We start from the raw sequence: 11,561 nt of genomic DNA on the forward strand, positions 1-11,561 counted from the left end.
TTTTGCCACAGGTCCCCTGTACCCATTGCCATCTTGAGTTTGACGAATCAGTAATGATTACTGAAGAGCAAGGGGGACAACCTCTTTACTTCTGCTGTAAAGGGTGTCAGGGAGTTTATCATTTACTTGAGAGTGAGGGGCTGGATACCTTCTATGAAAAACTGGGCGATACCAAACTTCAACCGGCAGTACAAAAAAGTGATGATCTTGAAAAGTTCGATCTCGAAGGATTTAAGAACAAATATATTAAAGAGCATGAAGATGGGCTTTACGAGATCAATCTTATTATCGAGGGCATTCACTGTGCTGCCTGTGTCTGGCTCAATGAAAAGGTACTGCACAAAACTGACGGAATTATTGAAGCAACGATCAACTACAGTACGAACAAAGCTAAAGTGGTGTGGGATCCAGAGGAGATCAGGCTTTCCAAAATTATTGAAACCATCCGGTCGATCGGTTACAATGCCTATCCCTACGATCCGAAACTTCAGGAAGAACGGGCTGTCAGGGTCAGAAAAGAGTACTATTCACGTATTTTGGTAGCTGTTTTCGGTTCGATGAATATCATGTGGATAGCAATTGCCCATTATGCCGGATACTTCAGCGGCATAGAGCAGCGTTTTAAAGATATTCTCAATGTGGCAGAGTTTATTTTGGCAACCCCTGTACTTTTTTACAGCGGCTGGGTCTTTTTCAGGGGCGCCTACTATGGTTACAGGAACAAGATTGTCAATATGGATACGCTGGTTGCTTCCGGTGCACTCTCTGCTTATATCTACTCTATTTATGCCATGGTAGCACAGCGTGGAGAAGTCTACTTTGATTCGGTAGCGATGATCATAACCTTTGTACTGGTAGGGAAATATCTTGAGGTGCTAAGCAAAAAACATGCAGTCGATACGCTTGACTCCATTATGGGAAGTACTCCTACCGAAGTGACTGTTATACAAAACAGTGAAAAAGCACTGATCAGTGTTGAAAATATCTCTTTGGGTGATATCATTGAGCTTAAACCTGGTGAAAAGGTGGTGATAGACGGTATGGTCACTTATGGAGAAGGATCTTTTGATGAAAGTTCGCTGACAGGAGAGAGCGAACCGCTTTTTAAACAAAAAGGTGACACTATTTTAAGCGGATCGGTCTGTCTGGATTCTGTTGTGCGTTACAAAGCAACAAAAGATGCATCTTCATCACTGTTGCACTCCATTGTATCACTTTTGGAGGAGTCCATTACCAAAAAACCGCATATTGAGCAGCTTGCCGATCTGGTATCAGGATATTTTTCTGCTGTTATCCTCGCTGTTGCACTCTTTACATTTGCCGGATGGTGGTACTTCACAGGAGCATTTGAACAGGCACTTATTATCGCTATTTCGGTTATTGTCATTGCCTGCCCGTGTGCTTTGGGCCTGGCTACGCCTATGGCGACACTGGTAGGTATCAGTATAGCAGCCAAACGCAATATTCTTTTCAAAGAGGCAGGCTTTCTTGAAACTATGGCCAAAAGTGATCTGCTCGCGCTGGATAAAACAGGAACGATCACCGAGGGTAAACCTTCAGTTATCCATGCAGAAGCTTATCTGGAGTATGATGCAAGTCTGCTTTATGCGCTTGTCTCCACCTCCAACCACCCTGTCTCCAACGGGATCAGAAACTATCTGGAAAAAGAGGATGTAACATTGACTCCGCTTCAACTTGAAAGTATAAAAACGATCCAGGCAAAAGGGGTTGAAGCCAGCTATAAAGGAGAGAAACTTATAGGTGGAAATGCCTCTTTTATGAAGGATTTTGGTATAGCATGTAATGAGAAAGCGGAGCATACACTCTTTTACTTTGCGGTTGATGGCAAACTTGTTGCAAAATTTGAATTGAATGATGCTGTCAGAGACGGTGCAAAAGAGGCGGTCGCAAATATCAAAGCACTTGGTATCAGGGTGATCATGCTTACCGGTGATCATGAAGAGAGTGCCAAAAAAGTGGCAAGTGCAGTAGGAATAGATGAAGTGTATGCGAAGTTACTGCCTCAGGAGAAAGCCGAAAAGATAGATGAATTCCGAAAAGAGGGACATGTTATTGTCATGGCAGGAGACGGTATCAATGACACGATCGCCCTTGCCAGATCAGATATTGCCATCGCCATGGGAAACGGTGCTGATATCGCTATTTCTGTCAGTGATGTCGTATTAATGGATGAGAAACCGCAAAGTATCTATGAAGCCTACAGGCTCTCCAAACGTACGTATCGTGCAGTCAAGGAGAACCTTGGTTTTTCACTGCTCTACAATATGGTTGCCGTACCGCTTGCCATGGCGGGGTTTGTCAACCCGTTAATTGCAGCACTCTCTATGAGCCTCAGCTCACTGGTGGTTGTAGGTAATTCGATGCGAATAAAGTTTTTGAAGTTTAAATAGCATAGTATATTAGTTTTAATGTGTTAAGATTAAGAGAGTTAAAAGTACTGACTTGTAAAAATGCCAAAGGAAATGAATGAGCGAAAACGTCATTATTGTAATGATCGGTATCTCTACACTGCTTGGAGCAACTGGTCTGGTTGCGTTGCTTTGGGGAGTAAGAACAGGACAGTTTGATGATCAGTCAAAATTTATTGATGCTGCACGCTTTGACAATGAAGAGGAGTTGCGTGATGCTGTGATGATGGAAGAGAAAAAGAAAGCACGTCAAAAGAAAAAAGAGGATGAGAAGAAAAAAAAGTATATGCCTGTAGATTAGTCTCTTTCTGCCATGGATCAAAACTATTTCCCGGTACTTCCAAAAAACTTTCTGCAAATTTTCAATTTTTAATTTTTAATTATTCATTTACATGTTACTATATGAATAAATATTAAAAACAGGCAGAAAGGAATGAAAATGAAAAAGATTATTATTGGTACACTTTTAATGGCTGGACTGCTTCAGGCAGACGGTATTGGACTCAATATCAACAGTGAAGATGTTGAAGTTGAAGGAACAATAAATCTTAACTCCATTGTCGGGTATAGCAGCGGTACCAACTATTTTTTGGGACTTGACTACTTGCATACAAATGATGACAATCTGTTCAAGGTCGGATTTGGTGCCTCCAATACGCTTAAAAGTGCAGGGGGGGTGACCTTTTCTTTTGGTCTGGAATCTGTTATTGCAGACAGTTACTTTACCCTTCCGCTCTTTGGACAGGCGGCACTTAGACTTCCGTTTGATGAAGAGATCCCCGCAACTTCTTTAAAGGCTAAAGTTGCCTACGCACCCTCGGTACTCTCTTTCTCTGATGCAGACAACTACCTTGAGTACCGTCTTGAAGCTGATATGGAGGTGATTTCAAACATCCATATCTATGGTGGATATCGTAATATTGATACTGACTATGAAACATATAATTATAATTTCAATGACAGTTGGTATGGCGGATTGAAGGTAAGTTTTTAATAAAGAATAAAGGGTTTTTTATGTCTATCAGTAAATCTATCTTCAGGGAATACGACATCCGTGGCATTTTTGAAAAAGAGCTCAATGAAGAATCAGTTAAACTTATCGGTTACTATTTAGGAGAAAAGATCGGTGGGAACAAGGTCGTATCTATCGGTTATGATGCACGCTCGCATTCCCCAATCCTGAGAGATTATCTTACATCCGGGCTGAATGCTGCAGGGTGTATTGTGCTTGATATGGGTATGGTTGCTACTCCGGTCAACTATTTTTCCAACTATCAAAAGATCAAGGGCCTTTATCCTGACAACGTCGCACTCCTCTCTTCCCACTTCTCATTGGAAGTATCCCCTGATGCTTCTATTATGATTACAGGCTCCCATAATCCTTCCGAATATAATGGATTCAAGATCACTATTGACAGAGCACCGTTTTTTGGAGAACAGATATATCGTCTCGGTGATGAGATCGCAGCTGATCAGAAAAGAGTCATTCCCGATAATACTGTGAAGATCAATATCGATGTAAAGTCGCCTTATATTAACTTTATGGTCAAAGAGTTTGCACACCTGAAAGGTTTGAAAACGAAGATCGTCATTGACTGCGGTAATGGTGTGGCCGATACGGTGATCACCAGAATATTTGATGCGCTTGAACTGGATTATAGGGGTCTTTACTGTGAACCGGACGGTACCTTCCCCAACCATCATCCTGATCCCTCTGTGGAGAAAAATCTTGTTGATGTCAAAACAGCTTTGGAAAAAGAGGGAGATATTGCCTTTGCATATGACGGAGATGCCGACCGTATTGCTGTGCTGACACATAAGCACAATATTAAAGGTGACCAGATGGCTCTGCTGTTTGCTCTCGGTATGGAAAAACCTACTGTTATCGGCGAAGTAAAGTGTTCCCAGGTCATGTATGATGAACTTGAACGTCGTGGAGCAACAGCTATCATGTACAAGACCGGTCATTCAAATCTTAAGGTCAAGATGAAAGAGACCAATGCTGATCTTGCCTGTGAAGTAAGTGGGCATATCTTCTTTAAACATCGTTATTTTGGTTATGATGATGCCATTTATGCAACGCTGCGTATGCTTGAACTCATTGCAGAAGGGATTGATCCGGATAAAGAGATCGAAGCGCTGCCGCAGGTTTTTTCCACTGAGGAGATTAAGATAGAAACTACGGAAGAGGAAAAGTTTGCAATCATTGATCAGGTGAAAATGCTGCTTCGAAACCCTCCATCTGATTTTCCGGCTATAAAAAATATTATCGATGTTGATGGTGTACGCATTAACTTTGAAAACGGATGGGGACTTGTACGTGCTTCCAATACGACACCGGTACTGGTGACCCGTTTTGAGTCAACCGATGCGTCATTGGCTAAAGAGTATGAAGAGAAGGTCAACGATCTTATAGAGAGTGCCAAGAAATATCTGGCACATGCATAATTCAAGGATAACCATGAAGAACCGCATCTTTTTCACTACTGACTCCGAAAAAACAAAAAGAGCTGCATTTGAAGCAATTAAAGCAGAACAAGAGACAATTGGTTACTATGCCCTGCCTGACCAGAATATAGAACCGATCATTTCCTATACAGAAACAATTCCCAAAACAGTAGAAACGATCGCAGTGATCGGCATTGGAGGGAGTTCTCTTGGTGCAAAAGCCGTCTATGAATTTATAAAGCCGGTAAAAAAGCTTCAAAGAAAACTCTACTTTTTTGAGAGTACCGATCCGATCAATATTACTACATTGCTTTCAGAAATCGACCTTGAAAATACTCACTTTCTGGTTATTTCGAAGTCTGGGACAACGATTGAAACGTTTTCCATTTATAAATATATCTATTCACTTCACAGTGATCCGAATGCCTATACGTTCATCACAGATCCAGGTTCTCCGTTAGAGCAGTATGCCCGGAGCATCGATGCGTCTGTTCTGCATCTACCGGAAAATGTCGGTGGACGCTTTTCGGTTCTTTCTACAGTAGGACTTATTCCGCTTGCTCTCTGTGGTATAGATATAAAGGCTCTTCTTGAAGGGGCAAAAATGATCAAAGAGAGCTTTTTTAATGCAGGTTACATGCAGAATACCCTTCTGAATAAAGCTGCATACTATGCCAAATACCATACACAATATCATATCAACTGTCTTTTTGCCTATTCGGAATCCCTCAAGTATTTCTGCGAATGGTATGTGCAGCTGTGGGGAGAGAGTCTGGGAAAACATCAGCGCCACTCCGCCTTTCACGTCGGATTGACACCTATCGGACTTATAGGGCCAAAAGACCAACACTCCTTTTTACAGCTTATTATGGAAGGGACAAGAGATAAATCAGTGACATTCATTAAGATAGAGGATTTCAATGATACCATTACGATCCCGGATGTCACACTCCTGCATCTTGAGTCCCTTGATACGCTCAATGGTCTTCCGTTCGAAAAGTTGATCAATATGCAGTGTGACTCTGTTATGGAGGCACTGCTTAATGAAAAAGATATTCCCATAGATGCTATTATTATTCCAAAAACAGATGAAGCAAATATGGGGTCTCTCATATTTTATTATGAACTTCTCACTTCACTGGTCGGAGAACTTATCGATGTCAATACCTATGATCAGCCTGGCGTTGAAGCGGGAAAAATTATTTTGAAACAAAAACTGAAAGGAAAGTAAGACAAAAAAGATCTTTCATTAATGGATATCTCTTGAATTTATGCTACACTTCCGCTCTTAAAATTAAAAACTAAAAGTTAAAGGTCCAATGAAAGAAAAGATCAAAAATCTTGACCGGGGTATCCTTTTTATGCTGCTTGCTTCGCTCTCTTTTGCTGCGATGGGCGGATTTGCCAAAGTGGTTTCCCAGACGCTTCCTCCGGTAGAGGTTACTTTTTTCAGAAACATTTTCGGTGTTGTACTGGTAGGCTATTCTATCTACCATATTCCTCTCAAACAAAAAGGTGGGAGGCCGCTGTTACTGCTTTTCAGAGGTTCCATGGGATTTGCTGCACTTTTGGCGTATTTTTACATCATGGCTTATATCCCTTTGGGTGAGGCAGTGACGTATAACAAGACCTCACCTATTTTTGTAGCGATCTTTGCGTATCTTTTTTTGGGTGAAAAGTTGCATAAAAGTGCGCTGCTGGCCATTGCTATAGGATTTGCGGGAATCGTGCTTATTGCTCAGCCTGAAGGCGGCAGTTTTGACAAATATGATATGCTGGGAATATTCTCAGGTATCGGTGCAGCATTGGCCTATACCTCCATCCGTGAACTTAGAGAATACTATGATACCCGTACCATTGTTCTCAGTTTTATGGGGGTGGGAAGTATTGCACCGCTTATTTTGATGCTGGTAACTCCCTATGTAACAGTACCGGAAGGTTTAGACTGGATGTTTGCTCCGTTTGTTTGGCCTGTTGGCATAGAATGGGTCTATGTGAGTGCTGTAGGAGTATTCGCAACAGCTTCTCAACTGCTGATGACCAAAGCATATGAGCTGACCAAAGCGGGGATCGTGGGAACGATCAGTTATACCAATATCGTTTTTGCCCTTATCATTGGGATACTGCTTGGAGACCCTATACCCGATTTTTGGACATTTTTGGGTATAATCTTTGTTATTGTATCGGGGCTTATTGTAGCTTTGGTAAAAGAGAAAAAAGAAGGATAACCATGATACTGATCGCTGGACCATGTGTACTGGAAAGTCGTGACAATGTGATGCGTATTGCCGAAGAGTTGGGCAAATACCATGATGACTGTACAAAAGAGTTTTATTTCAAAGCAAGTTTTGACAAAGCCAATCGTACTTCACTGGAGAGTTTTAGAGGTCCGGGTCTGGATGAGGGCCTGAAGATGCTTCAGGAGGTCAAGGATCAGTTTGGGTACCGAATATTGACCGATATACATGATCATACCCAGCCGGCAGCCGCAGCTGAAGTAGCAGATGTGCTGCAGATCCCTGCATTTTTATGTCGTCAGACAGATCTGTTGGTGGCAGCGGCGAACACTTCGGCTGTAGTAAACATCAAAAAGGGACAGTTTCTGGCACCTGCAGCGATGGAACACTCTGTAGCCAAAGTGCTCAGAACAAGAGGTTTTGACGGAGAAGTAAGCTATGAAAATGCAAAAAAGTACAATGTTTGGCTGACTGAAAGAGGAACAACATTCGGGTATGGTAACCTTGTGGTCGATATGCGTGGACTTGTAACGATGAGAGAGTTTGCACCGGTCATATTTGATGCAACACACTCTGTACAAATGCCTGCAAGTGGGGGAGCAAGCAGCGGAGGAGACAGCTCGTTCGTACCGTATCTTTCACGTGCAGCAGCGGCGGTCGGAGTGGATGGTTTCTTCTTTGAAACCCACTTTGATCCAGGTATTGCTTTGAGTGATGGCCCAAATATGATAGAATTACAAAAACTGGACAGCCTTATCGAACAGATCGATGCGATCAGGGGTATTGTCGAGTAATGTTTTTGTGATAGTGATAGAAAACAAACAAGAAGGACACAAATGAAAATTGTAGAAGGAAATCTCTCCGTAGACAAGAGTAAAAAGGTAGCGATCATCAATTCGCGTTTTAACCACTTTATTACAGACAGGCTGGTAGAAGGTGCAAAAGATGCCTATGCAAGACATGGCGGCAATCCGGAAGATCTTGACCTTATTTTGGTACCGGGTGCTTTTGAGATCCCGTTTGCACTTGACAAAGCATTGGCTTCGGACAAGTATGATGCCGTATGCTGTTTGGGTGCAGTTATACGGGGTGCGACACCACACTTTGACTATGTTTCTGCAGAAGCGACCAAGGGAGTAGCGAATGTCACACTTAAACACGGCAAACCTGCAACATTCGGTGTATTGACTGTTGACAGTATAGAACAGGCGATCGAGAGAGCGGGAACTAAAGCTGGGAACAAGGGTGCAGAAGCAATGATCGGACTCATTGAACTGATTAACCTTTATGGGGAACTGGATTAAAATTAGAAATTAGAAATTAGAAATTAGCCGGCTTACAGCTGGCGTAAAGGAAAAAGATGGCGACACGACATCAGGCACGAACAGCGGTAGTAGGGCTGCTTTATGCATATGATCTAGGTAATGAGAATATTGCCAAATTCTCCGATGAGATCCTCGAAGAGGATAAAATACGTAACAAGCAAAGGGAATTTTCCCATCAGCTTTTTAACGGAACGATCGAAAATCTTGAAATAATTGACGAAGAGATCAAAAAGCATCTCAAAGAGTGGGACTATGATGCCGTTGGAAAAGTAGAAAAAGCTATTTTGCGCCTGGGAGCTTATGAGATCCTTGTCGCAAAAACGGATAGGGCGATCATTATTAATGAAGCTGTTGAACTTGCCAAGGCTTTGGCGGATGACAAGTCTCCAAGATTTATTAACGGTGTACTGGATGCTATTGGAAAATAAGTTTTCCAATAGCAGGTGAATAATGAATAATTGAGGTATGCGTTTTCCAGAACGCTTTGATTTTATAAAGGATATATAAATGACAACAGATAAAAACACTTTGCCAAAATGCAAAGCAATATCATTCAGCATTCAGCATTCACTATTCATCATTAAAAACTCCAAAGGAGTTTTCCTGTGACAATAAATATGACAAAACGCATGTCAATAGACGAAGCAGTAGAGCTTATAGAAAATGCAGACTTGAAAACTCTGGGCAGGATGGCACTGGAGAAGAAGCGTGAACTGCATCCCAAAAAAGTAACCACATTTGTGGTAGACCGAAATATCAACTATACCAATATCTGCTGGGTGGACTGCAAGTTCTGTGCTTTCTATACACATGAGAAAAAAGAGGATGCCTATATTCTCTCTTTTGATGAGATCGATCAGAAGATCGAAGAGCTGCTTGCCATCGGCGGAACACAGATACTTTTTCAGGGAGGAGTACACCCCAAGCTTGAAATAGAGTGGTATGAAGAGCTGGTGGAGCATATCCATAACAAATATCCGCAGGTAACTATCCACGGTTTCTCGGCGATAGAGATAGACTATATTGCCCGTCGTTCCAGCCTGGGCATTTCAGAAGTACTTGCCCGTCTCAAAGCAAAAGGGCTCAGTTCAATTCCCGGGGCTGGTGCTGAGATACTCTCAGACAGGGTACGTGATATTATTGCCCCCAAGAAACTTGATAAAGATACATGGCTTGAAGTACATAGAGAGGCACATAAACTGGGCATAAAGTCGACGGCAACGATGATGTATGGAACAGTAGAGACCACACGGGAGATCGTTGAGCACTGGGATTATATACGTCAGCTTCAGGATGAGACAGGCGGATTCAGAGCATTCATTATGTGGTCATACCAGAGTGATAACACACAGCTTAAGCGTGAACTGCCGACCATTACCAAAACAACTTCCAATCAATATCTACGCTATCTGGCAGTAGCAAGACTCTTTTTGGATAATGTTCCCAATATTCAGAGTTCATGGGTGACACAGGGAAGTTATATCGGGCAGATGGCGCTGCTTTTTGGTGCGAATGATCTTGGTTCTACAATGATGGAAGAGAATGTAGTCTCAGCTGCAGGAGCAAAGAACCAAATGAACCAGGAAGAGATGATACGCCTTATTAAAGATATTGGTGAGAATCCGGCAAAGAGGAATACGGCGTATGAGATACTTGAGCGTTACTATTAACGCTCAAAATGAATCATTAATAGTGAATAATGAATAGCTGATGTATGCGGTGCAGTGGTTCCGTTTTTTATCATATGGAGGTAAATATGAATGTAATTTTAATGAAAGCATTTCAACGAAATGCAAACCGATACTATTCACTATTCACTATTCACTATTCACTAAAAAATATCATCGCAATGATATTTTTACTACAAGGATTATTAATGGCAGAGACCGTTACAAAAATAGATTATAAAGATGCACATATACCGGTTATTTTTGAAACTGGGAACTTTGTACCTATCGTCTCCATGCAGCTGGTCTTTACCAATGCAGGACATTTAAGCAACATCAAGGATGGACAGGCGGACCTGGCTGCAAAACTTCTTAATGAGGGAACGAAAAAGGATGGGGCAGTCGGTTTTGCTGAAAAGCTCGATGCACATGCCATCGAGCTCGGCTCCCATGTAGGACGTGAGAGTTTTGTCATTGAACTCTCTGCACTCAAGAGTGAATTTGCTTATGGTGTAGAAAGACTCAAAGAGCTTTTGAAGGATCCAAATTTTACACAGGAAGCGCTTGAACAAGTCAAACGCCAGAAACTTGGATGGCTTAAGCAAAAGGAGAGTGATTTTGACTATATAGCCGGTACGACCCTTCGCCAGATTCTTTTTAAGGATACACCGCTGGCACGTCCGTATAACGGGACCTTGAAGAGTGTACAGGGAATGACACTGGAAGAGATTGAATATTTTGTCAAGACTCGTTTGGGGTATAACAATATGATCGCTGTAGTGGGGGGCGATATTACGTTTGAGGAGGCACAAAAATACCTTGATGAGATCCTCCCTCTGTTACCCAAAGTACAGACCGAACCCATAGAATCGCTTAGAGCATCAGACAAAAATGAGACAAAACTGGTCGAGAAAGAGACACAGCAGGCCTATATCTATTTCGGAGCACCGTTTGACTACTCCTACAAGGAGAAGGAGCAGTACAAAGCGAAGATCGCTGAGTATCTGCTTGGCGGGGCAGGATTTGGAAGCCGTCTTATGGAAGAACTGCGTGTGAAGCGTGGATTGACATATGGGGCATACGCAGCACTGAGACGTGCGAAATACGCATCTTATCTGAGTGGTTATCTGCAAACCAAGCTCTCTACCCAGGATGAAGCGGTGGAACTGGTCAGGAAGGTTGTCAGTGACTTTGTTGATAAAGGGATCACACAGGAAGAGCTGACTGCGGCGAAAAAGTTTTTGGTAGGAAGTGAACCTCTGCGCACAGAAACACTTTCCCAAAGACTCAGTCGGGCATATAATGAATATTACTATGAGAGACCACTTGGTTTCAGTAAAGAGCAGTTGCAAAAGATAGAGTCCGTAACATTAGAGGAGATAAATACCTTTATTCGATCTCATCCGGAACTAAAAGATCTTTCGTTTGCGATTGTGACGAAAAAATAATATACCT

11 protein-coding genes are annotated in these 11,561 nt (G+C 42.2%); all 11 read left to right on the top strand.

Features of this window, described 5'->3' with window-relative positions; translation table 11 throughout:
* The first annotated feature begins 2 nt into the window (after positions 1-2).
* The 11 genes from IMZ28_RS02470 (at position 3) to IMZ28_RS02520 (ending at position 11,554) form a co-directional block, all read left to right on the top strand.
* On the top strand, positions 3-2,411 hold the full coding sequence (locus IMZ28_RS02470; RefSeq protein ID WP_197549104.1) for a heavy metal translocating P-type ATPase: 2,409 nt from the start codon (positions 3-5) through the stop codon (positions 2,409-2,411).
* A gap of 76 nt (positions 2,412-2,487) precedes the next feature.
* On the top strand, positions 2,488-2,730 hold the full coding sequence (ccoS, locus tag IMZ28_RS02475; protein WP_197549106.1) for a cbb3-type cytochrome oxidase assembly protein CcoS: 243 nt from the start codon (positions 2,488-2,490) through the stop codon (positions 2,728-2,730).
* A gap of 138 nt (positions 2,731-2,868) precedes the next feature.
* Entirely contained in the window at positions 2,869-3,423 is a 555-nt protein-coding gene (locus IMZ28_RS02480; protein ID WP_232087502.1) for a YfaZ family outer membrane protein, read from the top strand.
* Between the two features lie 20 nt (positions 3,424-3,443).
* Complete coding sequence (locus IMZ28_RS02485) at positions 3,444-4,877, top strand: phosphomannomutase/phosphoglucomutase (protein ID WP_197549110.1); 1,434 nt, start codon at positions 3,444-3,446, stop codon at positions 4,875-4,877.
* Between the two features lie 13 nt (positions 4,878-4,890).
* On the top strand, positions 4,891-6,108 hold the full coding sequence (locus IMZ28_RS02490) for a glucose-6-phosphate isomerase (protein ID WP_197549112.1): 1,218 nt from the start codon (positions 4,891-4,893) through the stop codon (positions 6,106-6,108).
* Positions 6,109-6,196: 88 nt separating this feature from the next.
* Positions 6,197-7,105, top strand: coding sequence for a DMT family transporter (locus IMZ28_RS02495; RefSeq protein WP_197549113.1), 909 nt, complete (start codon positions 6,197-6,199; stop codon positions 7,103-7,105).
* 2 nt (positions 7,106-7,107) lie between these two features.
* Complete coding sequence (gene kdsA, locus IMZ28_RS02500) at positions 7,108-7,908, top strand: 3-deoxy-8-phosphooctulonate synthase (RefSeq protein ID WP_197549115.1); 801 nt, start codon at positions 7,108-7,110, stop codon at positions 7,906-7,908.
* 42 nt (positions 7,909-7,950) lie between these two features.
* Complete coding sequence (gene ribH / locus IMZ28_RS02505; RefSeq protein ID WP_197549117.1) at positions 7,951-8,418, top strand: 6,7-dimethyl-8-ribityllumazine synthase; 468 nt, start codon at positions 7,951-7,953, stop codon at positions 8,416-8,418.
* 56 nt (positions 8,419-8,474) lie between these two features.
* A complete protein-coding gene (gene nusB / locus IMZ28_RS02510) occupies positions 8,475-8,867 on the top strand; it encodes a transcription antitermination factor NusB (protein WP_197549119.1) in 393 nt (130 codons plus the stop codon).
* 189 nt (positions 8,868-9,056) lie between these two features.
* Complete coding sequence (locus IMZ28_RS02515) at positions 9,057-10,109, top strand: dehypoxanthine futalosine cyclase (RefSeq protein ID WP_197549774.1); 1,053 nt, start codon at positions 9,057-9,059, stop codon at positions 10,107-10,109.
* Between the two features lie 206 nt (positions 10,110-10,315).
* On the top strand, positions 10,316-11,554 hold the full coding sequence (locus IMZ28_RS02520) for a M16 family metallopeptidase (protein ID WP_197549121.1): 1,239 nt from the start codon (positions 10,316-10,318) through the stop codon (positions 11,552-11,554).
* The last annotated feature ends 7 nt before the right edge of the window (positions 11,555-11,561 follow it).

Source organism: Sulfurovum indicum, assembly GCF_014931715.1.
In the GTDB taxonomy this organism is placed as follows: Bacteria; Campylobacterota; Campylobacteria; order Campylobacterales; family Sulfurovaceae; genus Sulfurovum; species Sulfurovum indicum.

Bases quoted from the DNA above. Each gene is read 5' to 3' on its own strand.
- IMZ28_RS02490 (WP_197549112.1), top strand. From the start codon at position 4,891: ATGAAGAACCGCATCTTTTTCACTACTGACTCCGAAAAAACAAAAAGA.
- nusB (WP_197549119.1), top strand. From the start codon at position 8,475: ATGGCGACACGACATCAGGCACGAACAGCGGTAGTAGGGCTGCTTTAT.
- IMZ28_RS02495 (WP_197549113.1), top strand. From the start codon at position 6,197: ATGAAAGAAAAGATCAAAAATCTTGACCGGGGTATCCTTTTTATGCTG.
- IMZ28_RS02520 (WP_197549121.1), top strand. From the start codon at position 10,316: ATGGCAGAGACCGTTACAAAAATAGATTATAAAGATGCACATATACCG.
- IMZ28_RS02485 (WP_197549110.1), top strand. From the start codon at position 3,444: ATGTCTATCAGTAAATCTATCTTCAGGGAATACGACATCCGTGGCATT.
- IMZ28_RS02515 (WP_197549774.1), top strand. From the start codon at position 9,057: ATGACAAAACGCATGTCAATAGACGAAGCAGTAGAGCTTATAGAAAAT.
- kdsA (WP_197549115.1), top strand. From the start codon at position 7,108: ATGATACTGATCGCTGGACCATGTGTACTGGAAAGTCGTGACAATGTG.
- ribH (WP_197549117.1), top strand. From the start codon at position 7,951: ATGAAAATTGTAGAAGGAAATCTCTCCGTAGACAAGAGTAAAAAGGTA.
- ccoS (WP_197549106.1), top strand. From the start codon at position 2,488: ATGAGCGAAAACGTCATTATTGTAATGATCGGTATCTCTACACTGCTT.
- IMZ28_RS02480 (WP_232087502.1), top strand. From the start codon at position 2,869: ATGAAAAAGATTATTATTGGTACACTTTTAATGGCTGGACTGCTTCAG.